Origin of the sequence: Pseudomonas sp. R62 (assembly GCF_000257605.1) — a bacterium.
Lineage (GTDB): Bacteria > Pseudomonadota > Gammaproteobacteria > Pseudomonadales > Pseudomonadaceae > Aquipseudomonas > Aquipseudomonas atacamensis.
This window is the reverse complement of record NZ_JH635998.1, coordinates 2,902,135-2,927,190: the sequence shown is the minus strand read 5'-3', so window position 1 is coordinate 2,927,190 and position 25,056 is coordinate 2,902,135. Positions and strand designations below refer to the sequence as shown.

Below are 25,056 nucleotides of genomic sequence, written 5' to 3'. Positions count from 1 at the left end.
CATGAAAATCGGTGCCATGACCCAAGCACTCATCGAACTTTCCGACCTTGGCTTCAACTGGCCCGGTCACCCGCCGCTGCTGGACATCCCGGCGTTTCGTCTGGAAGCCGGCGAAACCCTGTTTCTCAAAGGCCCCAGCGGCAGCGGCAAGACCACCCTGCTCGGCCTGCTCGGCGGAGTGCAGAAGCCCGGTCGCGGCAGCATTCGCCTGCTCGGCCAGGAGCTGACCGAACTGTCTGCCGGCAAGCGCGATACGTTTCGTGTCGATCACACCGGCTACATTTTCCAGCAATTCAATCTGCTGCCGTTTCTCTCGGTGCGCGAGAACGTTGAGTTGCCGTGTCACTTCTCGAAACTGCGTGCGCAACGGGCGAAACAGCGCCACGGCAGCGTCGATCAGGCCGCCGCCACCCTCCTCGCGCACTTGGGTCTGAAGGACGAAAGCCTGCTCAGTCGCCGCGCCGATTCCTTGTCCATCGGCCAGCAACAACGGGTCGCGGCCGCCCGCGCGTTGATCGGCCAACCGGAACTGGTGATCGCCGACGAACCAACCTCGGCACTGGATTACGACGCCCGCGAGAACTTCATTCGCCTGCTGTTTGCCGAGTGCCGCGAGGCCGGATCGAGTCTGTTGTTCGTCAGCCACGACCAGAGCCTGGCGCCGCTGTTCGACCGTCATCTGTCCCTGGCCGAACTCAATCGCGCCGCCACGTCCGCCGAGGTCTGAGATGTATCTGTTTCGTCTGGCCATGGCCAGCCTGGCCAACCGCCGCTTCACCGCATTGCTCACCGCCTTCGCCATCGCTCTTTCGGTGTGCCTGCTGCTCGCCGTCGAGCGCGTGCGCACCGAAGCCAAGGCCAGTTTCGCCAGCACCATCAGCGGTACTGACCTGATCGTCGGCGCTCGTTCGGGGTCGGTGAACCTGCTGCTGTATTCGGTGTTCCGCATCGGCAACGCTACCAACAACATCCGTTGGGACAGCTTTGAACACTTCGCCAACAACCCGAAAGTGAAGTGGGCAATCCCCATGTCCCTCGGCGACTCCCATCGCGGCTATCGCGTGATGGGCACCACCGAAGCCTACTTCGAGCACTACCAGTACGGGCGCCAGCAGCACCTGGCGCTGGCCGACGGTCGCGCGTTTGCCACCGATCCTTTCGAAGTGGTGCTCGGTGCCGAAGTCGCCGAAGCGCTGCACTACAAGCTCGGCGACAAACTGGTACTGGCCCACGGCGTGGCGGCGATCAGCCTCGTCAAGCATGACGACAAACCCTTCACCGTGGTCGGCATCCTCCAGCGTACCGGCACGCCGGTGGACCGCACGTTGCACATCAGCCTCGGCGGCATGGAGGCGATTCACATCGACTGGCACAACGGTGTGCCGGCGCGCGGCAACGGGCGGATCAGCGCTGATCAGGCGCGCAACATGGACCTGACCCCGCAAGCGATCACCGCGTTCATGCTCGGCCTCAACAGCAAGATTTCCACCTTTGCCTTGCAGCGCGAGATCAACGAGTACCGTGGCGAACCGATGCTGGCGATCCTGCCGGGCGTGGCCTTGCAGGAATTGTGGAGCCTGATGAGTACGGCCGAGAAAGCCTTGTTCGTGGTCTCGCTGTTCGTCGTGCTGACCGGGCTGATCGGCATGCTCACAGCGATTCTCACCAGCCTCAACGAACGTCGCCGGGAGATGGCGATTCTGCGTTCGGTGGGCGCGCGGCCGTGGCACATCGCAAGTCTGCTGGTTCTGGAAGCTTTTGCCCTGGCGCTGACCGGGGTGATTGCCGGGCTGGCGCTGCTGTACGTCGGCATCGCCGCTGCGCAAGGGTACGTGCAGGCCAATTACGGTTTGTACCTGCCGCTGGCATGGCCGAGCGAGTATGAATGGGCGCTGCTCGGTGGCATTCTGGCGGCCGCGCTGCTGATGGGCAGCGTGCCGGCCTGGCGCGCGTATCGCCAATCATTGGCCGATGGCCTGTCGATCCGTTTATGAGGATGTTCACCATGCCCCGCGCCCTGCTTGCGCTGCTGATGCTGGTCGCCCTGCCCGTGTGGGCAGCGGCGCCGAAAGACCTGACCTGGTCGGAAATGATCCCGCCGGACGCCGCGCCGGAAGTGCCGAACATGACCCCGCTGCACGACCTGTCGAAGATGGGCGACGCACTCTCCGCCGAGTCCGCGCCGGCGGCCAAGCAAGACATGCCGAATGCGCCGGTCGTGAAGAGCCTCGACGGGCAGAACATTCGCCTGCCCGGTTACATCGTGCCGCTGGAAGTCAGCGAAGAGGGGCGCACCACGGACTTTTTGCTGGTGCCGTATTTCGGCGCCTGCATCCACGTACCGCCACCGCCGTCGAACCAGATCGTCCATGTGAAAAGCGAACTGGGCGTGAAGCTCGATGAGCTGTATCAGCCGTATTGGGTTGAAGGACCGTTGCAGGTGAAAGCGTCGAGCAGTGAGCTGGCCGATGCCGGGTATCAGATGGAGGCGCAGAAGATTTATGCGTATGAGCTGCCGGAGTGAGTCCCGGTAGTTTTGTATTGTCCGCAGAGACCCCATCGCGGGCAAGCCCGCTCCCACAGGTTATGTGGGTGAGCAAAAAACTGACAAACAACTGGATCATTGTGGGAGCTGGCTTGCCAGCGATGGGGCCGAGATGAACGCCACAAAAAAACGGGCCTTCACTGTTTCATTGAGCTGAGTCAAAACACCGTATCAGACGGCTTCGTACCCTAGGACATCGAATTTTTATGTCCTTTTCGGAGCCCCCATGAACAAGTCCTTGCTCAGCGCCTCGCTGTTTGCCCTCGCGCTCGCAGCCCCGCTCGCCCACGCCCACGAAGCCGGTGACATCCTTGTGCGCGCTGGCGCGATCACCGTCAACCCGAAGGCCGACAGCTCCAGCGTCAAGGTCGACCAGGGTCCGCTGAGCGGCACCAATCTGGGCGGCAAGGCGACCATGAGCAGCGACACCCAACTGGGTCTGAACTTCGCCTACATGCTCACCAACAACATCGGTATCGAACTGCTGGCAGCCACGCCGTTCGAGCATGACGTCAAGCTCAAGGGCACCGCCCTGCCCGCCGCCAACGGCAAGCTGGGCACCCTGAAACACCTGCCGCCGACCCTCAGCGTCGTCTACTACCCGCTGGATTCGAAATCGGCTTTCCAGCCGTATGTCGGCGGTGGCATCAACTACACCTGGATCTACGACGAACACGTCGGCAGCGAAGCCAGCGCCAACGGCTTCAGCAACTTCAAGGCGAAAAACTCCTGGGGTCTGGCCTGGCAGGTCGGCGCCGACTACATGATCACCGACAACATCATGCTCAACGCCCAGGTGCGCTATATCGATATCGATACCCGCGCGACCGTCGAGAACAACGCCGTCGCCCCCGGCACCCGCGCGCGGGTAAATGTGGACGTCGATCCGTTCATCTACATGGTCGGTCTGGGCTATAAATTCTAAGCTGATTTTTACCGAACGTTCACGTGGTGGTGAATGAGGCTTGGTGGCGGGCAGGCACAGACCTGACGAAGACCGTACGCAGTCGATCGGGGGACAATGTTCCCTCGCCACAGGAGTAGCGATATTCCGGCCGTGAAAAAGGCGCCTGTTGAAAGGCGCCTTTTTCATTTGGTGCTGAGTCATGTGGGGCGTTGGAGGCCCGGGCCCCTCACCCCAGCCCTCTCCCGGGGGAGAGGGAGCCGATTTGTGTGTTGTTCAAAACCTGAGTTCGACTGGGTATCGCAAGTCGGCGTACTTCTCACAAACACCTCAGTCAGTTCCCTCTCCCCTGGGAGAGGGCTAGGGTGAGGGGCTTCTCAGGAGCGCCCGAGCAAGCGCGCCAAGCCCACACTCATCGGCGTCTGCGGCGGCATTTCGAAGCGCTGCAGCAAGCGTCGGTTATCGGCTCGCGAATGGCGGATATCACCCGAACGCGCCGGCCCGTAACTCACGGGCGGCAACTCACCGATTACCGATTTCAAAGCTTCGAGCATCTGCTTCAGGCTCATCGCCTGATTCCAGCCAACATTGACCGCGCCTTCCTGTACATCAGGCTTTTCCAGCGCCTGCACCAGCAAATCGACCAGATCACCGACATAGAGGAAATCGCGAGTCTGCTCGCCATCGCCAAACACGGTGATCGGTAAACCTTTCGACGCGCGTTCGCTGAAGATGCTGATCACCCCGGAATACGGCGAGGACGGATCCTGGCGGGGGCCGAAGATGTTGAAGAAGCGAAAAATTGCCGGTTCCAGGCCATGCTGGCGACGGTAGAAATCGAAGTACTGCTCACCGGCCAGTTTGTCCGAGGCATAGGGTGTCAGCGGCGCTTTTGGCGTGTCTTCATCAATCGACTCGCCCTCGCCATTGTTGCCGTACACCGCCGCGCTGGAGGCATACACCACACGCTTGACCCCGGTCAGGCGCATGGCTTCGCAGACATTCAGGGTACCGATGAAATTGCTCTGGTGTGTTTTCACCGGATCGTCCACCGAGGCCTGCACCGAGGCCACGGCTGCCAGATGCGCGACAGCGTTGCAACCTTGCATGGTGCGGGCGACCAAAGCGGCATCAGCGACATCGCCGACCACCAGTTCAACCTTGGGATTGTCCAGCGGCAGGTTGCTGCGCTTGCCGGTCGACAGGTCGTCGAGCACGCGTACCGCATAGCCCTTGGCGAGCAAGGCGTCGGTCAGGTGCGAGCCGATGAATCCCGCTCCGCCGGTGATTAGAACCGTTGCTTCAGCCATGTCGGTAAAACCTGTCCAGTAGACCCGGGAGCGCGGCACGCCAGGCGCGCGGCTTGATCCCGAAAGTGTGGAGAATTTTCTTGCAGGCCAGCACCGCGTGTTGCGGTTCTTCGGCGGCGTCCGGGCGCGCGGCGTGGGCCTGCGCGGTCGGTGCTTCGATCGCCAGCGGATGCAGGCTGCGTGCTTCGGTGAGAATCGCCTGGCCCAGCGCCAGCGGTGTGGTCGCTTCGTGGCCGGCGTAATGGTAAGTGCCCCACAGCGGCGCGGCGCAGTCGAGTTGCTTGAGCACGGAGATGATCACTCGCGCGGCGTCATCGACCGGAGTCGGATTGCCGCGACGATCATCGGCCAGCAACAACTCTTCGGGTTGTTCCGCACGGGCGAGGAAGCGTCCGAGGGTGCCGTCCGGACTGTCGTCGAGCAGCCAGCCGAAACGCAGCAGCACATGTTGCGGGCAGGTCGCGCGCACACTTTGCTCGATGCGCCACAAGGCCTGACCGCGCAGGCCCAGCGGCACCGGTTCGTCTTTCTCGCTGTAGGCCGTGGCCCGCGAGCCGTCGAACACGCGATAGCTCGACGGCTGCACGAGGACAATGTTGTGGTGCTGGCACAGTTCGGCCAGCCGCTCGATGGCGCGTTCCTGACCGCTCATGCGGCTTTCGCTGACGCTCTCGGCCTGGAACCAGTCGAAATAGTAGGCGAGGTTGATCAACGCATCGGGACGGGTGTCGTCGAGCAGTTGGGTGAGGCTCGCGGCATCCCAGCCGTTTTCGGGCGGGCGGGGGGCGAGGAAACCGATGTCTTCTTCCGCACCGAGGCGAATCAGCGCCTGCCCAAGGGCATTTCCGCCGCCCAGTAACATAAGGCGCATTCGCATAGAGTCAGCAGGCCCAGTCTGATTGGAACGATGGCTTTGGCGACGGTTCTCGTGGAACCGTCGTCGATAATTGCCGGAATCGTTGCATTTTGCGGGTTTAGTGCGCAACCGTCATCCGTAAAGTGTAGATGCGGGGATTTGTATTGAGGCAACCGGCCTCATCGCTGGCAAGCCAGCTCCCACAGTTTTGTGCCAGGCATGAATCCTGTGGGAGTTGGCTTGCCGACGATAAGGGCCTGACTGTCGCTGAAGATCCCCAGCGGTACTTGCATCTTCCCGCCCCCGCCCGCATAACTTCAGTCATGAATCTGCCCCTCCCCGCCACCAGTGCGCTGGCCGGCTTTCACCCCGCCGTCAGCGCCTGGTTCAACAAGACTTTCCCGGCGGTCACCGCCGCTCAGGCCCGTGCGTGGCCGTTGATCCGCCAGCGCTGTTCGACGCTGATCGCCGCGCCCACTGGCTCGGGCAAAACCCTGACCGCGTTCCTCGCCGTGCTCGATGAGCTTGTCTATCGCGGTCTGGAACACCCCGACGGTCTGCCCGCCGAAACCCTGGTGGTCTATGTCTCGCCGTTGAAGGCACTGTCCAACGACATCCAGATCAATCTGCAGAACCCGCTCGCTGGCATCACTGCGCAATTGCGCGAGATGGGCCTGCCGGAGCTGACCATCACCACCGCCGTACGCACCGGCGACACGCCACAGAAAGACCGCGCCGCCATGCGCAAGAGCGCGCCGCACATTCTCGTGACCACCCCGGAATCGCTGTACGTGCTGCTTGGCTCAGAATCCGGGCGCAGGATGCTCGGCACCACGCGCACGGTGATCATTGACGAAATCCACGCCATGGCCGCCGGCAAGCGCGGCAGTCATCTGTCCTTGAGCCTCGAGCGTTTGCAAGCACTCTGCGCCGAACCGCTGACCCGCATCGGCCTGTCCGCCACGCAGAAGCCGGTAGAAGCCGTGGCGCGGTTTCTGGTCGGTCATGCCCGCCCCTGCGAAATCGTCGACATAGGCCACGCCCGCCCACGAGACCTGGGTATCGAAGTGCCGCCGGTGCCGCTGTCGGCGGTGATGGCCAACGATGTCTGGGAACTGGTGTACGAGCGCCTCGCCGAACTCGCCCGCGAGCACCGCACCACACTGATTTTCGTCAACACCCGACGCCTTGCCGAGCGCCTCAGCCGGCATTTGAGCGAACGCCTCGGCAAGCAGGCCGTGGCGGCGCACCATGGCAGCCTGGCCAAGGAGTTTCGCCTCGACGCCGAACAACGGCTCAAGCGCGGCGAGTTGCAGGTGCTGATCGCCACGGCATCACTGGAGTTGGGCATCGATATCGGTGAAGTCGACCTGGTCTGCCAGATGAGTTCACCGCGCTCGATTGCTGCGTTTCTGCAAAGAGTTGGCCGTTCCGGACATCAGGTCGGCGGCACGCCCAAGGGTCGTTTGTTCGCCACCACCCGCGATGACCTGATCGAGTGCGCCGCCCTGCTCGACTGCGTGCGCCGGGGCGAGCTGGATACGCTGCACATTCCGGAAAAGCCGCTGGACGTGCTGGCGCAGCAGATCATTGCCGAGGTCAGTTGCCAGGAATGGTCGGAGGACGCGTTGCTGGCGATGTTCCGCCGAGCCTGGCCGTATCGCGACCTCGATGAAAAACACTATCAGGCCCTGCTGAGCATGCACGCCGAGGGTTACAACGGCCGCCAAGGCATCCGCAGCGCCTACCTGCACCGCGATGCCGTCAGTCGCACCTTGCGTGGCCGGCGTGGCGCGCAACTGACCGCCGTGACCAGTGGCGGCACCATCCCGGACAACGCCGACTACAGCGTGCTGCTGGAACCCCAGGGCTTGAACATCGGCAGCGTCAACGAAGATTTCGCCGTGGAAAGTATCGCCGGCGACGTGTTCCAGCTCGGCAATACCTCGTATCGCATCCTGCGGGTGGAAAGCGGCAAAGTGCGGGTCGAGGATGCGCAGGGGATGCCGCCGACCATTCCGTTCTGGCTCGGCGAAGCGCCGGGGCGCAGTGATGAACTGTCGGCGGCCGTCGCGCGCCTGCAAGCGCAGTTGGACGAATTGCTCAGCGCCAGCCCCGGGAATCTGCAACCGGCGCTCGACTGGCTGACCACCATACTCGGCCTCAACCTCGCCAGCGCCGAGCAACTGGTCGAATATCTGGCGCGCGCACGGCAAACCCTCGGCGCCCTGCCCTCGCAGGACACGCTGTTGATGGAGCGGTTTTTCGACGAGTCCGGCGGCACCCAACTGATCATTCACACGCCGTTCGGCAGCCGCATCAACCGCGCCTGGGGCTTGGCCCTGCGCAAGCGTTTCTGCCGCACCTTCAACTTCGAATTGCAGGCCGCCGCCAGCGAAGACGCGATCGTGCTGTCGCTGTCCACCAGTCACAGCTTCGAGCTCGACGAAGTCTGGCGTTACCTGCACAGCAACAGCGCTGAACACACGCTCATTCAAGCCGTGCTTGATGCGCCGTTGTTCGGCGTGCGCTGGCGCTGGAATGCCGGGGTGGCGCTGGCGTTGCCGCGCTTCACCGGCGGACGCAAAGTCGCTCCGCAACTGCAACGGATGAAGAGCGAAGACCTCATCGCCAGTGTGTTTCCCGACCAGATCGCCTGCCTGGAAAACCTCGCCGGCGAGCGCGAAGTCCCCGAACATCCGTTGGTGGAACAGACCCTCGACGATTGCCTGCACGAAGCGATGGACAGCGAAGGCTGGCTGACCCTGCTGCGGCGCATGGAGCGTGGCGAGGTGCGCCTGATCGCCCGGGATTTACCTGCGCCGTCGCCGCTGGCGGCAGAAATCCTCAGCGCCCGACCCTACACGTTTCTCGACGACGCGCCGCTGGAGGAACGCCGCACGCAAGCGGTGATCAATCGACGCTGGAGCGATCCGCAATCGACCGATGATCTCGGCGCGCTGGACGCCGATGCGATCACCGCAGTGCGCGAAGAAGCCTGGCCGTCGCCCAATTCCGTGGATGAAATGCACGAAGCGCTGATGAGCCTCGCCTGCATCAGCGACACCGAAGCGCGCGCCAACGCGGGTTGGCCGGACTGGCTGCAAACGCTGATGGCCAGCGGCCGCGCCTGCCTGTTGCAGATCGACGCCGAGCATCAGTTATGGCTGGCCCGCGAACGCTTGAGTTGCCTACAAGCACTTTATCCACAGGCCATGTTGCTGACTGAGGCGGTGGTGCTGCCCGGCTTCGACGACACGTGGGCATTCGATGAGGCGCTGGTCGAAGTGATCCGCGCCCGCCTCGGCGCTTTTGGGCCGATCCCGTTGCCCGCCATCGCCGAGCCGCTGGCCTTGCCAGCCGCGCAAGTCAATCAGGCTCTCGCGCAACTGGAACGCGAAGGTTATGTGTTGCGCGGCCAGTTCACGCCGAACGGCGCGATTGAAGAATGGTGCGAACGCCATCTGCTGGCGCGCATACATCGCTACACGGTCAAGCGCCTGCGCCGGGAAATCGAACCGGTGGCATTGCAGGACTTCATGCGTTTTCTGTTCGACTGGCAGCATCTGACGCCGGCCACCCAAGGTCAGGGCAGTGCGGTGCTGCCGGCGATTGTCGGCCAGTTCGAAGGCTACCCGGCGGCAGCTTCGGCGTGGGACAGCGACATCCTGCCGGCACGCCTCAAGGACTACTCGCCGAGCTGGCTGGACGACCTGTGCCGCAACGGCAAACTGGTGTGGACGCGCATCAATGCGCGGCAGAAGGTCAGCGGCTCGGCATTGCGCAGTACACCGATTGTGTTGCTGCCGCGTAGCCAGGTGGGTTTGTGGAGTGCGTTGGCTGAACAGACGCCAGTGAGTGAGTTATCGCCGAAAACACAGAAAGTCTTCGAGGCGCTGAGTCAGCATGGCGCGCTGTTTTTCGATGAGTTGATTCATGAAGCGCGCCTGCTGCGCAGCGAACTGGAAATCGCCTTGCAGGAACTGGTCGCCGCAGGTTTGGTCAACGCCGACAGCTTCGCCGGTCTGCGCGCGCTGATCACTCCCGCAAGCAAGCGCCAGCAGCGCAGCAGCCGACGCGGGCGCGGCGCGTTTATCGGCGGCATGGACGATGCCGGGCGCTGGGCATTGCTGCGCCGGGGTTCATCAGCAGATGCCGCCGAGACACTCGAACACGTCGCCATGACCCTGCTGCGCCGCTACGGCGTGGTGTTCTGGCGTCTGCTGGAACGCGAAGCGGACTGGTTGCCGAGCTGGCGGGAATTGCTGCGCACCTTTCATCGTCTGGAAGCGCGGGGCGAGATTCGTGGCGGGCGGTTTGTCAGTGGTCTGGCTGGCGAGCAGTTTGCCTTGCCCGAAGCCATTCCCTTGCTGCGCGAAGTACGCCGACGCCCGCAGGACGGCAGCCTGGTGGCGGTGTGTGGGGTTGATCCATTGAATCTGGCCGGGACGTTGTTGCCCGGGGTGAAAGTGCCGGCGCTGGTGAGCAATCGGCTGGTGTATCGCGATGGGATTCCAGTGGCCGCTATGGTTGCGGGCAAGCCGCAGGTTTGGGTAGAGGCGGATCAGGTGGTCGTTGAGCAGATAGGCAGGAAACTCATCCGCAATTGAGGGTGTCTGTTCTGGCCTCATCGCGGGCAAGCCCGCTCCCACAGGGTTCTGCGGCGTACACAAAACCAATGTGGGAGCGGGCTTGCCCGCGATGAGGCCGGGGCATTCAACGCAAAGCTCAGATCAGGTCCGCGACTCCTGCGGCACCTCACCCGCAACCACCGCCCCCTCCTCCTGCCGCTTCGGCAATAACACCTGCTGTGGATAAGTCTGCGCAAAATGCACATTCGGTGTGTTATCCACAAGCTTCTTCAAGCGCTGGTTGAACGCGCGGCTCACCGCGTATTGACCACCGGACACCGTGCGGAATTGCGCCGTCAACACCACGCCGTTCAAGTCCATTTTGTCCACGCCAAACACATCCAGCGGCCCTTGCAGGTTGTACTTGAGGAACGGGTCTTCGCGGATCGAATCGCCGGCCTCGCGGATCAGCTCGATGGCCTTGTCGACGTCGGTGTCGTAAGTGAACTGCACCGAGAAAAACGCGAAGGCGAACTGGCGTGATTGGTTGGTCACAGCCTTGATCTGGCCGAACGGCACCGAGTGCACAAAACCCTTGCCGTCACGCAGGCGCAGGGTGCGGATGGTCAAACCTTCCACGGTGCCGGCGTGGCCGGAATCGAGCACCACCCAGTCGCCAATCGACAAGGTGTCTTCGATGATGATGAACAACCCGGTGATGACGTCCTGCACCAGTTGCTGCGAACCGAAACCGATCGCCAGACCGACCACGCCCGCACCGGCCAGTAGCGGCGCGACGTTGATGCCGAGGTTGGCCATGGTGGTAATCGCGCAGATCACCACGAGGATGATTTTGATCGCATTGCGCAGCAGCGGCAGGATGGTTTTCACCCGCGTGCTCGGCTGGCGTGCCGCGCGTTTGCTCAGCGGCGGTTTCAGCGCTTCCTGAATCGCCGTGTCGAGCACCACCCACAGCAGCCATGTCACCAGGAAGATCAGACCGATGCTGCTCAAGGCGTTGCTGATCGCTCGCCCGACCGTGCTGCTCTGGGCGAAATCGAGCAGCGACACGCCCCAGATCCGCCCGAGTATATCGATGAACACAATCGCCATGACGATCCGCAGCAACGCATGCAACAGGCTGAGAAAACGTTCCTTGTAGGCACTGCTGCGCTGGATCGCCTCGGCTTTGCGCGACTTGAACAGGTGCTGCAACACCGTGCTGAGAAACACCGTGGCGATCAGCAGCACGGTAGTGAACAAGGCGCAGCGCAGGGCTTTCTGATTGTCCTCGCCAATGCCGATCAGGCTGACTGCCGAGACCAGCACCATCAGCACGATCGGCCAGTACCACAGCCCGGAAAATATCCGCAGCGATTCCTGCAGCGACGGTTGTTTCAAACGCTGAGCGAGCGGGCGATTGCGGATCAGATGCGCCACCGGCCGGCGCAGGCGAATCACCAGCAAACCGAAGATGACCGAGGCGATCAGCCCGGTGAACACGGCGATGCTACTGGTGATATTGCCGCCCAGTTGCCGGGCGATCTGCGGGCTGGTCAGGGCATCGCTGAGGGCGGCGAGAAAGCCGATCAGGAACAGCGGGCGCGGGCAGTATTCACGGATGATTCGCGCGGCGGCGCGCTTGTGGCCGACGTTGAACATCACCACCACGCACAACAACATCGACGTGGAAAAAATGCCGCTGCTGGTGGCATAGGCCAGACACAGCGCCAGCGCACGGCCCACCGAAGCTTGCAGAAAATGGCTGACATACAGTGTCAGCGGCAGGCAGATCAGCGCCGGCACGGTGTAAGGCAACACGTAGCCGAGCAGATCCTGACTGCGCTGGCGGGTGCGCAACCAGCGGCCCTCACGCAGACGCTTGGCCAACAGACTGCCGAGCACGGTGAGCAGGGCGAAACTGCCCAGCCAGACTCCCGACAACGTGAGGAAATCCCCGGCCACGCTCCAGCCCGAGCGGTTTGACGGTTGCTTGACCAGCCTGTCGACCTCATCCGCCGCACGGTCGGCGCGCAGCCGCCAGGCATCGACCAGGTGTTCGTTGAGATCGAGTTTTTCCTGCACATCGTCGATGCTCGTACTGATCGCCCCGAGCAGACCGCCCTGCACCAGCGGTTCCGGTTCGGCAGGTTTTTCCGCCGTATCGGCGGCAGCCGGAACGCCCGGTAGCGCGGCGGCTTGCGATGCGTTGACGCCCAAGCACAGCAGCGCTCCCAGCAGAATGGCGATCCTGAAATTGCGCAAAGCTCCGATCTCCCGTGGCTGACCCTGGTAAGGAACTGATCGGTAATTGCGCGGCAAGTTCAAGAGCCCCCTCACCCCAGCCCTCTCCCCCAGGAGAGGGAGCCGACCGAGTTGCCTGACCAAAATCACCAACTGCACGTCTTGAGTCGAACTCAAGTCCTGAAGACCATGAAGATCTGCTCCCTTCACAGTCGTACGCGATTTCAGGAGGCATGAAGATCTGCTCCCTTCCCCCTCGCCCCCTTGGGGGAGAGGGTTGGGGTGAGGGGGTAAGCTCTTGATCTTCGCTTCACCCGCGACCGTCCGTAACACCACCGAAACTTTCCCGCACCCGCCGCAGTCATCACAGAACATCGGCAACACGAGGACTTTTTACGGGAGGATGGGATGGCGACGATTCACATCGGTATTTCAGGCTGGCGCTACGCCCCGTGGCGCGGGGATTTCTACCCGAAGGGACTGGCGCAGAAGCGCGAACTGCAGTTCGCCTCCCGCGCGGTCAACAGCATCGAAATCAATGGATCGTTCTACGCCCTGCAACGCCCCGAACGTTACGCCCAGTGGTACGCCGAAACCCCTGATGACTTCGTGTTCAGCGTCAAGGCACCGCGCTTCATCACCCACGTGCGCCGCTTGCGCGAAATCGAAAAACCGCTGGCGAATTTCTTTGCCTCGGGCGTGCTGGAGCTGAAGGAAAAACTCGGGCCGATCCTCTGGCAGTTTCCGCCGAACTTCAAGTTCGATGCCGAGCGCTTCGACCAGTTTCTCGCGCAACTGCCCCACGATACCCAAGCCGCAGCCGCCCTCGCCCGCCAGCACGATTCCCATCTGCCCGGCCACGCCAGCGTCAAAGCCTGGCGCAAGAAGCCGTTGCGCCATGCCGTGGAAATCCGTCACGAGAGCTTTATCGACCCGGAGTTCGTGCGCCTGCTCAAGCGCCATAACACCGCGCTGGTGGTCGCCGACACCGCCGGCAAATGGCCGTACCGCGAAGACCTCACCAGCGACTTCGTCTATCTGCGCCTGCACGGCGCCGAAGAGCTCTACGCCAGCGGCTATTCCGAACAAGCGCTCAGGCGCTGGGCCGAGCGCATCGACGCCTGGCATCACGGTAAACAGCCAGAGGACGCCCACCTGATAGCGCCACGCCTGAAACCCCGCGCCCGCAAATCCCGCGAAGTGTTCTGCTACTTCGACAACGACATCAAAGTCCGCGCGCCCTACGACGCACGCAACCTCTTGCAGCGCTTCGACCTCGATAAAGACCTCGCCACGACTCCCGGGCAAGTTGCCGCAGAAGGAGTTCTGTCATGAGTATTCCCGAACCGGTCGGTTTCACCGACGAAGACTCCGTGGTTGCGCCCTCGGTGCGCACCTTCACCGTACTGACGGTCAACACCCACAAGGGCTTCACCGCGCTGAACCGGCGTTTCATTCTGCCGGAGCTGCGTGAAGCGGTGCGCAGTGTCGCCGCCGACGTGGTGTTTCTGCAGGAAGTCCACGGCACGCACGAGCAGCATCCGAAACGCTACGACAACTGGCCGACGATGCCGCAATACGAATTTCTCGCCGACAGCCTCTGGCCGCAATTCGCCTACGGGCGCAACGCCGTGTACCCGGCGGGCGATCACGGCAATGCGCTGCTGTCGAAATTCCAGATCATCCGCCACGACAACCTCGATGTGTCGATCAGCGGCCATGAAAACCGTGGCCTGCTGCATTGCGTGCTGCGCCTGCCTGGCGACGGCACCGAAGTGCATGCGATCTGCGTGCATCTGGGCCTGCGCGAGAGCCACCGCAACGCGCAACTGGATCTGCTGATGCAACGTCTCGCCGAATTGCCCGCCGATGCCCCAGTGATCGTCGCTGGCGATTTTAACGACTGGCGCCAGCGCGCCGATGCGCAGCTCAAGCCCTGTGGCCTGCGCGAAGTGTTCGCCGAGCAGTACGGCAAACCCGCGCGCAGTTTTCCCGCGCGGCTGCCAGCGCTACGACTCGACCGCATCTACGTACGCAACCTCAAGGCCAGCCGGCCAAAAGTATTGACCAACCGGCCCTGGTCCCACCTTTCCGACCACGCACCGTTATCGGTGGAGATTGAACTATGAACAGTGCGCCACTGGAAAAATCTGCCGTCGACCCGGTCCCGCTGAACCCGCCGGTGCGCGAGCCCGGCCACGTTGACGTCGAGTATCAATGGCACAGCAATAACCGCGTAGAGCTGCTGGAGAACGGCGAGGAATATTTCCCTCGCGTGTTCGAAGCGATGCGCGCAGCCAAGAGCGAGATCCTGCTGGAGACCTTCATCGTCTTCGAAGACAAGGTCGGCGCCGAGTTGCAGCAGATCCTCATCGAAGCCGCCCAGCGTGGCGTGCGCACCACGGTCAGCCTCGACGGCTTCGGCTGTGGCGAGCTGAGCACTGGCTATCTGTCGGCCTTGAGCGATGCCGGCGTGCATTTGCAGATCTTCGATCCGGCGCCAAAGCACTTGGGCATCCGCACCAACTGGTTCCGCCGCTTGCACCGCAAGATCGTGGTGGTCGACGGCTTGATCGCGTTCATTGGCGGGATCAATTTTTCCGGCGATCACCTGGCCGATTTCGGCCCTGAAGCCAAGCAGGATTACTCGGTTGAGATCCAAGGCCCGGTGGTCGCCGATATCCATCACTTCGCCCTGCTGCAAAGCGGTCGTCCCGGACGCGCGCGGTTCTGGTGGCAGCGCCGGCGCCAGCGTCTGGAGGAAATGGCCTTCACCGATCACGACGGCCAGGTGCGCCTGGTGTTCCGCGATAACGATCAACACAACACCGATATCGAAGACGTCTATCTGCAGGTGCTGCGCAAGGCCAAGCGCCGGGTGATCATCGCCAACGCCTACTTCTTTCCCGGCTACCGTTTGCTGCGCGAAATCCGCAACGCCGCCCGCCGTGGCGTCGAGGTGCGGCTGATCCTGCAAGGCCAGCCGGACATGCTCGTGGCGAAACTGGCAGCGCGCATGACCTACGATTATCTGCTGCGTGCCGGCGTGCAGATCCACGAATACTGCCAGCGCCCGCTGCACGGCAAGGTCGCGCTGGTCGACGATGACTGGAGCACCGTCGGCTCGAGCAATCTCGACCCGCTGAGCCTGTCACTGAACCTGGAAGCCAACGTGCTGATCCGCGATCGAGCGTTCAATCAGCACCTGTACGAGCGCCTCGAAGACCTCAGCCAGAACCACTGCAAAGCCATGGACGCCAAGCTGTTGCCGCGTGGGCGCATCTGGCACATGACCGTGGGCTTTCTGGTGTTCCACTTCCTGCGGCACTTCCCCGCCATGGCCGGTTGGCTGCCGGCGCATAAACCGCGTCTGAAGCCTTTCCGAGGTGCGCGTCCATGAGTCATTCCGAAGTGCACTCCGATAGCCATTCGGCACAAGCGGCGCCGTCGAAATGGAGCCGCTGGAAACGTCCGCTGACCATCCTGTTTTTCCTCGCGCTGATCGTCCTGCTGACGATGTTCGCCACGCGCATCGAATGGGCCGAGGTGCTGGAGACCCTCGCCGATTTCAAGGTGCGCACGCTGATCATCGCCGCCAGCCTGACCCTGCTGAGCTTTCTGGTGTACGCCAGTTTCGACCTGATCGGCCGCACCTACATTCGTCAGGACCTGACCTGGAAGCAGATCCTGCCGGTGGGCATCATCAGCTACGCCTTCAACCTCAATCTCAGCGCCTGGGTCGGCGGCATCGCCATGCGCTATCGCCTGTATTCGCGGCTGGGCGTAAGCAAAGGCAACATTGCCAAGATTCTCGGCCTGAGCCTGGCGACCAACTGGTTCGGCTACATGACCATCGCCGGCGTAGTGTTCAGCAGCGGTCTGGTGACTATGCCGCCGGGCTGGAAGCTCAGCAGTTCGGCCTTGCAACTGGTCGGTGTGTTATTGCTGTTGGTCAGTGTCGGCTATCTGGCGGCGTGTCAGTTTTCCAAGCGCCGCGAGTGGTCGATTCGCGGCGTGGAAATCAACCTGCCATCGCTGCGCATGGCGGTGCTGCAATTGCTTTTGGGCGCGTTGAACTGGTCGCTGATGGCGGCGGTGATCTTCACTCTGCTGCCGAGCAAACTGGATTATCCGCTGGTGCTCGGCGTGCTGTTGATCAGCGCGATTGCCGGGGTCATCACGCACATTCCGGCGGGGCTGGGTGTGCTTGAGGCAGTGTTCGTGGCGCTGCTGCAGCACGAGGCATCGCGCGGCAGTCTGGTCGCGGGATTGCTGGCGTATCGGGCGATCTATTTTCTGCTGCCGCTGTTGATTACGGTGGTGATGTATCTGGTGGTGGAAGCCAAGGCCAAGGCGTTGCGGATTGAGAAGAAACCGTCCTGACCAGGCATTGCTGCTGATGGCCCTTTCGCGAGCAGGCTCGCTCCCACATTTGAAATGCGTTCAACCTGTGGGAGCGAGCCTGCTCGCGAAGGGGGCCGGTACACGCGACAGATCATCTGGATTGGATAATGCTCAACCGCTCCCCCACCACCATCTCGGTAATCCAGTCCACCAGAATCGAGGTGTAGGCCTGCTGCGACACCGGGTCACTCAACGCGTGATCCGCGCCATCGATGATCCGGTGGGTCAACGAGTGGGTTTGCTGACACGCGGCGCGGTAACTCATGATCGTCGCGTGGGGCACGAAATCGTCGGTTTCCGATTCCACCAATAGCACATCGCCCGTGAATTGCGAGCAGGCATGCAGGGCGCGATTGCTATCGGCGCGCACCAGCGTGCCGCGATAATCGCGCAGGTCGGCCTTGTCCAGATCGCGTTTGGGCGTGTGCCATTGCTCGTCGCGGTACAGCGCCGGTACGCGCAGCGCCAGCCAGCGCACCGGGCGCAGTGACGTCAGGATCGAGGCCAGATAGCCGCCATAACTGGTGCCGACCACAGCGATCGCCGAGGTATCCAGCGCCGGGTGCGCCAACAGGCGATCATAGGCCGCCAGCAAGTCACGCAGATTGTCTTCACGGGTCACCCGGGTCAGCGGAATCCCGGTGCCGCCGGTATGCCCGCGCAAGTCGAAGGTCAGGCACACGCAACCCAGGCCGGCGATACCTTTGGCCCGTTCCAGATCACGTTCCTGACTGCCGCCCCAACCGTGAACAAACAACACCCCCGGGACTTTCGATTTGGGACTGAGAAAAGTCCCGCTCATCTGTTCGTCATCAATGTCGATTTGAATGCTTTCGCTTCTAGCCGTCATAGGATTGGACCGTTACGTATTTGAGAAGAAACGCGCTGTTTTCCGCCGGGCCGCGATAGACCTCGATGGCGTCCGCCGGCAGCGCCTGATCGGTATAGGTTTCCACCGACGACACGCGAATCGCGCGCATCTGTGGATCGTTGACGAAGCTTTGCAGCGCCGCCACTTCGGCGCTGCTGGCACCGCCCATGCGCCAGGATTGTTCGAGCACGCCGCTGCGCGGGTTGTCGCTGGCGTCGAGGCCCTGGGCGATATCGTAATTGCGCCGCGAGGCGAAGAAGCGCGGGTAGGCTTCGTTGGCGGCACTGTCGAAGACCTGCGCCTGCTCGATGGCCAGACGCACATCATCAGGCAGATCCAGCGCGAGCAATTGGTCATAGCCGCCCTGCACCACCAGCAAATTCGAACCGCCGTAGACCTCTTCGCCCTCGCCGTCCTCGGTCAAGTATTGATCACCGCAATAGCTCAACACTTTGCCGCCGATGAACGACTGGCCGACGCTGTGGGTGACGACGTTGCTCAAGTCCTGCTCCAGCACTACGCCGTCCTTGAACAGATTTTGCGCCTCGGGCCGCGCGAGGATCTCATCGAACGCGTCGAGGCTTTTGATCACTTCCTGACCGCGACCGGCGCAAGCGTGAACCGGCTTCAAGCGAATCGGCCCGGCGTACAGCAGATGTTCGGCGGCGGGCCGTGCATCTTCCAGGGCAAATACGCTGAGACCGTCGAGCACAACGTTGCGCACCCGCTCCGAAAACAGCGGCGACCAGCCTTGCGGAGCGTGCGCCAGATGGCTGCGCAAACCGTGGCTGATGGCTTTGGTGCAGATGAAATCGTATTCGACGTAACCGCCCCACAAGTCATCGGGGCCTTTGATGCCCAGCGCTTGCGCGTGGGCGGCGCCAACGATGGTTTGCGTTGGCAGCAGATACAGCTCGCGGCCCTGATGTTTGGCCGGATCGTAACTGCCGCCGAACTTGCAGCCGAGAATCTGCGCCAGCCAACGCGCCAGTGCCTTGTTGGTCTCGACTTCATGTTGCGGCGCCTCGGCACGCACCGAATGGGCCACGACGATTTTGTTGCTGGGTGTCGGGGTCATGCGTTCCCCTTTTATCAGTCGATGGGTTCTCAAAGGAAATTGCAGAGATCAGGCCAATCAGCGATCCCCACGAACCGCCCGATAATCGGGAGCCTGCCGTGACTGTGCTGGCATGAAGCCTGTTTCAAACTGCACGACGGCGCGCAAAACTCCGGCAAATTGCACGATCCGTGGTCCTGTGCAAAAACCTGTGGGAGCTGGCTTGCCAGCGATGGCGGTGGATCAGTCACCTGTTTTGCAACTGATTGATCGCATCGCTGGCAAGCCAGCTCCCACAGGGTTACTCCAGTGCCCAGGCTACCGCGCCAGACCAAACCGCCCACGGTAATCACTCGGCCCAAGCCCGGTAATCTTCTTGAAAATCGCGCGAAACGCGCCCGGATCCTGATAGCCCACCGTCCAGGCAATGTGGTCGATCGTGCCATTGGTGAACTCGAGCATTTCCCGCGCCTTGCCGACCCGCAGGTGCTGGCAGTACTCGGTCGGTTTCAAGCCTGTCGCGGCGCGGAATCGGCGCAGGAAAGTGCGCTCTTCAAGGCCCGAGCGCTCGGCCATCGCGTTCAGCGAAACATCCGTCGCCCCGGTGCTTTGCAGCCAGTGCTGAACCTTGAGAATCGACGCGTCGCCATGGCTGAGGATCGGCGCGAAATTGCTCCCGCATTCACTGGCGCTGTCGCTGTGTTCCATCACCAGAAAACGCGCGGTCGCGGTGGCGATGCTCGGGCCGAGCAAGCGATCGACCAGGCGCAGTCCCAGTTCCGACCAGGCCATCAGCCCGGCCGTGGTGATCAGGTCACCGTCGTCGACAATCGGCGTGTCGGCCTTGAGTTTGATCTTCGGGTAACGCTCGGCAAACGCCTGGGCCGAGGTCCAGTGCGTGGTGGCGCTGCGACCGTCGAGCAAGCCGCTTTCGGCGAGCATCAACGAGCCCACACAAACACCACCAAGGGTTGCGCCGCGCGCATGCTGATCGCGCAGCCATTGCGCAAGACTCGCGGTCATCTGCGCCGCATCGAACCCGCCAAGGGACGGCGGAATCAGCACGGCGAGCAAAGCGTCTTCAGCACCGGGATGACTGTCGTAAACCCGCGTCGGCAACTGCTCGCCCTCGACCTGCCAGTGACTGACCCGCAGCAAGGGCAATTGCACAGCCTGATACTCGGCGGCGATGCGGTTGGCCACGGCGAACAGGTCGGTCAGACCGTGCACCGCCGCCAGTTGCGCGCCGGGGTAAATCAGCACGCCCAGTTCAGCTGTGGCGGCTCTTTGTGCAGCCATTGTCAGTTTTCCCCCGTCTATTGTCGGTGCGGCCAATCCTCGAATCCTCGGCCAGCGCCAATACTGAGGCCACACCAATCATTGCCTCGAGGACAATCCCATGGCCAAGCAAGCGCTCATCGTAGTCGATATCCAGAACGACTACTTCCCCCAAGGCAAGTGGCCGCTGGTCGGCGCCGACGCCGCTGCGGACAACGCCGCACGGCTGATCGCAGCCTTTCGCGAAACGGGCAATCCGGTGGTGCACATTCGGCATGAATTCACCTCCGAGGATGCGCCGTTTTTCACTCCCGGCTCCGAAGGCGCGAAACTGCATCCGAAAGTGCTCAACCGCGCCAACGAGCCGGTGGTGCTCAAGCATTTCGTCAACTCGTTCCGTGAAACCGAACTGAAATCGGTGCTCGACGAACAAGCCATCACCAACCTGGTGGTGGTCGGCAGCATGAGCCATATGTGCGTCGATGGCATCACCCGCGCGGCGGCGGACATGGGTTACAGCGTGACCGTGATTCACGATGCCTGCGCCAGCCGTGACCTTGAATTCAACGGCCTGACGGTGCCGGCCGCCCATGTGCACGCAGCCTTCATGGCGGCGCTGGGTTTCGCCTATGCCGGCGTGGTATCCACTGACGAGTTCCTGAGCAGCAACGCCTAGCAACAACTGCGCAATCCCCTGGCCCGCCGCGTTGCGGGCCTTTTTGCGTTTGTCATGAAAATCTCACGCGTGAGTCATTGATGGCACTTTGCATTGGTTGTAGTGTGGCCCACGCGTGAGACGCTCATAACCGGATTCCAGCCATGACAAGCCGCACTCCGACGCCTGCCGCAGCCAGCCCCAAGGGCGAACGTGGCAAGACGTCAGCGAAAAAACCGTCGAGCTTCTACATGAAGCAGATGCGCGCAGGCCTGGCCGCCGCCGGTTATGTGAAACACGAAACTTGGGTGCTTCCGGAAAACCGAAGCTTGCTCAAGCAAATGGAGCAACAGCTACGCCAACCGATTCTGGCTGGCTCTTTCATGTCGGAGAAATACATGAGCGCAGGCAACAACTGGACCATCGACAGCCTCTTCAATGCCCTCAAGGCGCTGGACGAGGTGGCTTCCCAAGAGATTTCGCTGTCCCTGATCCAGAGCTCCGAGCCGAGCATCAAGCTGGAAATGAACGAATTCGGCGGCCTGCCGATTCACATCGCCCTGGCCGGCCAGCAGATCATCGTCGACACCGTGCTGGTGGACATCGATTCGATCAGCAACGTCCAGGCGTTCAACGATGCCGTGCTGCGCAGCCGCGAGATGTTCCCGCTGTCGTCGATCGGGATCGAGTCGATGCCCAATGGCCAGACCGTCTACAACATGTTCGGCGCCCTCAGCGCCGACTCGAGCCTGACCAACGTCATTACCGAGGTGAAAACCCTGGTCGACAACGTGCAGCGCGCCAGCGAAGCCTTCGAACACTTCTTCAAGTAATCAACAGGGAATATCCAATGACTCAGTCCATCTGGAGCAAGTTGTTCACCGCACTGCGCGGCGGCGCCAATGAAGTCGGCGAAGCCATCGCCGACCAGCAGGCACTGCGCATCCTCGATCAGGAAATCCGCGACGCCGACACCGCGCTGTCCAATGCCCGCCGCGAACTGGTGACAATCATGGCCAAGCACAAACTGGCCGCCGACCGCGTCAGCGAGTACGACGCCAAGATCAAGGACCTCGAAGCCAAGGCTGTTGCCGCACTGAATGCCGGCCGCGAAGACCTGGCGCTGGAAGTGGCCGAAGCGATTTCGACCCTGACCAACGACCTCGCTGCCGAGAAGAAACTCAGCGATGAATTCGGCGCCTACGCCGACAACATGCGCAAAGACATCAGCAAAGCCGAATCGCGGATCAAGAGCCTGCGCCAGCAAGTGGACATGGCCAAGGCCCGCGATAGCGTGCAGAAAGCCCAGGTCAGCGCCTCGATTGCCAGCGGCGGCGCCAACGGCAAACTGGAAACTGCGGTCGGCACCCTGAACCGCCTGCAAGCCAAGCAGCAGCAACGCGCTGCCGAACTGAACGCCGCAGACGAACTGGCCGACGCCTCCACCGGCAACGATCTGGAACGCAAACTGCGCGACGCCGGCATCACGCCGAACGAAGGCAGCGCCAATGCGATCCTTGAGCGGCTGAAGCAGAAGTCCGCGCAGTAATGACTGAACGGTAACTTGTGGGAGCGAGCCTGCTCGCGAAAGCGTCGTGACAGTCAAATAATCGAGTGACTGACACAACCCATTCGCGAGCAGGCTCGCTCCCACATGGTTTCACGGCGTAATTGCCTCTGCTCGTTCACCGCTTCGCCCGTTACACTACCGCCACTTTTTCACCCCCGAACACCTCCACCCGCTTCAAGGAACGTACCCATGGGATGGTTTAAAGACTTGCTCGGCACCAGCAATTGGCAGACCGCTGCGCCAACGACCACCGCCGCCAGCGGCCCACTGGGCATGGCACAAGGCAAAGGCGTGCGCTTCGACACGACCCTGGCATTGCTGCTGGAAGGCTCGACTTCGGTGCGGGTGCCATTCGATCAAGCGGTGTGGAGCGCCGGCTGGGTCGATCTCGGCCAGTCCAACAAGCTGCACCGCTACTACATGAACGACGAGGATTTCTGGGTGCAGATCCACGTCACCGGCGACGATCAGGTCGAGTCGGTCACCCTGTTCAATTACCTCAGCTATGTAACGGTCAACAGTGACGCCGAACTGCAGCGTCTGGCCGGCCCCAACAGCCTGATCGGTCTGCCGACCTACCACCACGACGGTGTTGAATACACCCGCGAATGGGGCACCGAACTGCATCAGACCGAACTGGTGCCAATGACCGAACACGTGGTCAACCCGGACGAGTCCTACACCATCAAGCACCACGCCATGCTGTATGCCCGCGACACCGGTCTGACCGATCGCCGCGAACTGCTGCTGTTCTCCGTCGAACAGGACGAAGAAGGCACCGTCAGCCTGAGCACCTCGCTGGGCATCTCGCTGTACACGACTGATTTGAGCGCCATTTAAAAAAGGAAGTTTTTCATGCTGGAAGTCTTGGCCGTTTCCCTGAACAAAACCGCGCTGGTCGGTTTTGTCGTCTACCTGATCGGCGCCGTGTTGCTGTTCATGCTGTTTCAATTCGTCTACACGCGCATTACCGCGCACAAGGAATTCGAACTGATCCGTGCCGGCAACACTGCCGCCGCCATTGCCCTGTCCGGGGCGATCATCGGTTTCGCCATTCCGGCGAGCAACGTGATCGCCTACTCGGTCAACGTGCTCGACTTCGTCCTCTGGGCGGTCATCGCCGCCGTCGTGCAGCTGTTGGCGTTCGTTGCGACCGGGCTGGTGCTCAAGGGCACGTCCCAGCGCATCGCCAACGGCGAAGTCGCCGCCGGCATTTATGTCGCCGCCGTGGCGATCAGCGTCGGCATGCTCAATGCCGCGTGCATGACACCGTCCCACTGACCGGCAGGAAGCCTCTCGATGAAACGCAGCAAATACGTGCAATTGTCCCTCGCCGCGTCGGTGGCGATGGCGATTTCCGGTGAAGCAGCGGCGCTGGATCAGCCGCGCAACTTCCAAAGCGTTGAACAGTGTGTCGACGCCGAAGTGGCCGCCGATCTCTGCTCCAGCGCCTACGTCGCCGCCCTGAACGAACACCGGCGCATCGCCCCGTCCTACACCGACAAGGCCAAGTGCGACGCAGACTTTGCCGCTGGCTGGTGTCAGAAAAATTCCGATGGCCGTTTCGTGCCGAAACTCGGCGGCTTCAAAGTGCCCGGCAATGCCGAGACGCCGCAAGATCTCGATGCCATCGCCAATTCGCAAATGCCGGCGGGCGACTCCACCACCAGCAGCAGCAGCGCAAGCCACGGCGGCTCGCACTATTCCGGTGGCTCAGGTGGCGGCGGCAATGGCTGGCTGACCGGCTGGCTGATCGGCAACGCAATGAGCAACAACGCCGAACGCACCGTTTACCGTGATCGCGAAACGCGCCAGCCGTACAACACCTCAACGCAGTACCGCCGAGCTGACACAACCTCGCGCAGCCAGTCGGATTACGAGAGCAGCAAGAGCAAACCGGTGAACGTTGCGTCGTCGACTTCGCGCGGCGGCTTCGGCAGCCAGTCCAGCGCCCGCAGCGGTTGGGGTGGCTGGGGCAGCAGTTCCGGACGCTCGAGCAGCTGACATGAAAAAGATCCACTGCGCCGAGCGCCCCGACTGGAAACACACCGCCGAAAGCCTCGGTTTCCTGTTCCACACCATCGACGACGAACCGTACTGGGACGAAAGCGCCTACTACCAGTTCAGCCTCGCGCAGATCGAAAACGATCTGGAAGACCCGACCACCGAACTGCACGAGATGTGCATGGATCTGGTTGATCGCGTGGTCAACAGCGAGGAGTTGCTCGATCGCCTCAGCATCCCGGCGGCATACTACGACATGATCCGCACCTCCTGGCGCGAGGGTCATCCGCATCTGTACGGTCGCATGGACTTTTCCTACAGCGGCAACGGGCCGGCGAAACTGCTGGAGCTCAACTACGACACGCCGACCAGCCTCTACGAGGCGGCGGCGTTTCAGTGGGGCTGGCTGGAACAATGCATCGAACGCGGCACCTTGCCCCGGCATGCCGACCAGTTCAACAGCATCGACACCAAGCTGCATCAGGCTTTCGCCGAGTTGCAGTTGAAGCGGCCGTTCTACTTTGCCTCGATGAAGGACTCGGTCGAGGACAAAGGCACCACCGATTACCTGCGGCTGATCGCGGAAAAGGTCGGCATCGAATCACGCCACATCGATATCGAAGACATCGGCCTGACGGCTGAGGGTCGTTTCGTCGATCTACAGGATCGCTGGATCCCGCATCTGTTCAAGCTGCACGCCTGGGAATTCATCTTCCACGAACCGTTCGGCGCGGCGATCGCCGAATGCGATACGCAGTTTTTCGAACCGGCGTGGAAGGCGATCCTG

22 protein-coding genes are annotated in these 25,056 nt (G+C 62.1%); 16 read left to right on the top strand and 6 right to left on the bottom strand.

Going from position 1 to position 25,056, the window contains the following annotated elements:
* Nucleotides 1-16: 16 nt before the first annotated feature.
* The 4 genes from OQK_RS14200 to OQK_RS14185 all read left to right on the top strand — a co-directional run bounded on the left by OQK_RS14200 (nucleotide 17) and on the right by OQK_RS14185 (nucleotide 3,470).
* Entirely contained in the window at nucleotides 17-727 is a 711-nt protein-coding gene (locus tag OQK_RS14200) for an ABC transporter ATP-binding protein (RefSeq protein ID WP_038861205.1), read from the top strand.
* Between the two features lies 1 nt (nucleotide 728).
* Nucleotides 729-1,994: an ABC transporter permease gene (locus OQK_RS14195; RefSeq protein WP_016772970.1), complete on the top strand. Its 1,266-nt coding sequence runs from the start codon at nucleotides 729-731 to the stop codon at nucleotides 1,992-1,994.
* Nucleotides 1,995-2,005: 11 nt separating this feature from the next.
* Nucleotides 2,006-2,524, top strand: coding sequence for a DUF3299 domain-containing protein (locus tag OQK_RS14190; RefSeq protein WP_016772969.1), 519 nt, complete (start codon nucleotides 2,006-2,008; stop codon nucleotides 2,522-2,524).
* Between the two features lie 247 nt (nucleotides 2,525-2,771).
* On the top strand, nucleotides 2,772-3,470 hold the full coding sequence (locus OQK_RS14185; RefSeq protein WP_016772968.1) for an OmpW/AlkL family protein: 699 nt from the start codon (nucleotides 2,772-2,774) through the stop codon (nucleotides 3,468-3,470).
* A gap of 356 nt (nucleotides 3,471-3,826) precedes the next feature.
* On the opposite strand, the gene OQK_RS14180 is transcribed toward OQK_RS14185, so the two are convergent.
* Nucleotides 3,827-4,759 (bottom strand): NAD-dependent epimerase/dehydratase family protein, encoded by a 933-nt coding sequence (locus OQK_RS14180; RefSeq protein ID WP_016772967.1) that lies wholly within the window; start codon nucleotides 4,757-4,759, stop codon nucleotides 3,827-3,829.
* On the bottom strand, nucleotides 4,752-5,636 hold the full coding sequence (locus OQK_RS14175) for a sugar nucleotide-binding protein (protein ID WP_038860943.1): 885 nt from the start codon (nucleotides 5,634-5,636) through the stop codon (nucleotides 4,752-4,754). Before OQK_RS14175 ends, OQK_RS14180 begins: the two co-directional genes overlap by 8 nt.
* Before the next feature lie 302 nt (nucleotides 5,637-5,938).
* Between OQK_RS14175 and OQK_RS14170 the strand changes: the two genes are divergently transcribed.
* On the top strand, nucleotides 5,939-10,225 hold the full coding sequence (locus OQK_RS14170) for a DEAD/DEAH box helicase (protein WP_016772965.1): 4,287 nt from the start codon (nucleotides 5,939-5,941) through the stop codon (nucleotides 10,223-10,225).
* 123 nt (nucleotides 10,226-10,348) lie between these two features.
* Here the strand turns inward: OQK_RS14170 and OQK_RS14165 are convergent, their stop codons facing one another.
* Nucleotides 10,349-12,451, bottom strand: coding sequence for a mechanosensitive ion channel family protein (locus OQK_RS14165; protein WP_016772964.1), 2,103 nt, complete (start codon nucleotides 12,449-12,451; stop codon nucleotides 10,349-10,351).
* Nucleotides 12,452-12,838: 387 nt separating this feature from the next.
* Between OQK_RS14165 and OQK_RS14160 the strand changes: the two genes are divergently transcribed.
* From OQK_RS14160 to OQK_RS14145, 4 genes are read left to right on the top strand one after another with little or no spacing between them, the layout of a single operon-like run.
* Complete coding sequence (locus tag OQK_RS14160; RefSeq protein ID WP_016772963.1) at nucleotides 12,839-13,765, top strand: DUF72 domain-containing protein; 927 nt, start codon at nucleotides 12,839-12,841, stop codon at nucleotides 13,763-13,765.
* Nucleotides 13,762-14,559: an endonuclease/exonuclease/phosphatase family protein gene (locus OQK_RS14155; RefSeq protein ID WP_016772962.1), complete on the top strand. Its 798-nt coding sequence runs from the start codon at nucleotides 13,762-13,764 to the stop codon at nucleotides 14,557-14,559. The genes OQK_RS14160 and OQK_RS14155 overlap by 4 nt, the downstream gene beginning before the upstream one ends.
* Nucleotides 14,556-15,830: a cardiolipin synthase ClsB gene (gene clsB / locus OQK_RS14150; protein ID WP_016772961.1), complete on the top strand. Its 1,275-nt coding sequence runs from the start codon at nucleotides 14,556-14,558 to the stop codon at nucleotides 15,828-15,830. The genes OQK_RS14155 and clsB overlap by 4 nt, the downstream gene beginning before the upstream one ends.
* Entirely contained in the window at nucleotides 15,827-16,813 is a 987-nt protein-coding gene (locus tag OQK_RS14145) for a lysylphosphatidylglycerol synthase domain-containing protein (RefSeq protein ID WP_016772960.1), read from the top strand. The genes clsB and OQK_RS14145 overlap by 4 nt, the downstream gene beginning before the upstream one ends.
* 112 nt (nucleotides 16,814-16,925) lie before the next feature.
* Here the strand turns inward: OQK_RS14145 and OQK_RS14140 are convergent, their stop codons facing one another.
* The 3 genes from OQK_RS14140 to OQK_RS14130 all read right to left on the bottom strand — a co-directional run bounded on the left by OQK_RS14140 (nucleotide 16,926) and on the right by OQK_RS14130 (nucleotide 20,061).
* Nucleotides 16,926-17,684: an alpha/beta hydrolase family protein gene (locus OQK_RS14140; RefSeq protein ID WP_016772959.1), complete on the bottom strand. Its 759-nt coding sequence runs from the start codon at nucleotides 17,682-17,684 to the stop codon at nucleotides 16,926-16,928.
* The gene (locus tag OQK_RS14135) at nucleotides 17,674-18,783 is read right to left on the bottom strand and encodes a DUF3182 family protein (RefSeq protein ID WP_016772958.1); all 1,110 of its coding nucleotides are present in this window, start codon (nucleotides 18,781-18,783) and stop codon (nucleotides 17,674-17,676) included. The genes OQK_RS14140 and OQK_RS14135 overlap by 11 nt, the downstream gene beginning before the upstream one ends.
* Before the next feature lie 297 nt (nucleotides 18,784-19,080).
* The gene (locus tag OQK_RS14130; RefSeq protein WP_016772957.1) at nucleotides 19,081-20,061 is read right to left on the bottom strand and encodes a GlxA family transcriptional regulator; all 981 of its coding nucleotides are present in this window, start codon (nucleotides 20,059-20,061) and stop codon (nucleotides 19,081-19,083) included.
* Nucleotides 20,062-20,161: 100 nt separating this feature from the next.
* Between OQK_RS14130 and OQK_RS14125 the strand changes: the two genes are divergently transcribed.
* The 7 genes from OQK_RS14125 to OQK_RS14095 form a co-directional block, all read left to right on the top strand.
* Nucleotides 20,162-20,716 (top strand): cysteine hydrolase family protein, encoded by a 555-nt coding sequence (locus OQK_RS14125; RefSeq protein ID WP_016772956.1) that lies wholly within the window; start codon nucleotides 20,162-20,164, stop codon nucleotides 20,714-20,716.
* A gap of 230 nt (nucleotides 20,717-20,946) precedes the next feature.
* On the top strand, nucleotides 20,947-21,528 hold the full coding sequence (locus OQK_RS14120) for a YjfI family protein (RefSeq protein WP_419790024.1): 582 nt from the start codon (nucleotides 20,947-20,949) through the stop codon (nucleotides 21,526-21,528).
* Nucleotides 21,529-21,545: 17 nt separating this feature from the next.
* On the top strand, nucleotides 21,546-22,244 hold the full coding sequence (locus tag OQK_RS14115) for a PspA/IM30 family protein (protein ID WP_016772954.1): 699 nt from the start codon (nucleotides 21,546-21,548) through the stop codon (nucleotides 22,242-22,244).
* 210 nt (nucleotides 22,245-22,454) lie between these two features.
* A complete protein-coding gene (locus tag OQK_RS14110; RefSeq protein WP_016772953.1) occupies nucleotides 22,455-23,105 on the top strand; it encodes a DUF2491 family protein in 651 nt (216 codons plus the stop codon).
* Nucleotides 23,106-23,120: 15 nt separating this feature from the next.
* Nucleotides 23,121-23,546, top strand: coding sequence for a DUF350 domain-containing protein (locus OQK_RS14105; RefSeq protein ID WP_016772952.1), 426 nt, complete (start codon nucleotides 23,121-23,123; stop codon nucleotides 23,544-23,546).
* Between the two features lie 18 nt (nucleotides 23,547-23,564).
* Nucleotides 23,565-24,269 (top strand): DUF1190 domain-containing protein, encoded by a 705-nt coding sequence (locus OQK_RS14100; RefSeq protein ID WP_016772951.1) that lies wholly within the window; start codon nucleotides 23,565-23,567, stop codon nucleotides 24,267-24,269.
* Between the two features lies 1 nt (nucleotide 24,270).
* Nucleotides 24,271-25,056: glutathionylspermidine synthase family protein (locus tag OQK_RS14095; RefSeq protein WP_038860942.1), on the top strand; the 786-nt coding region annotated here is incomplete at its 3' end.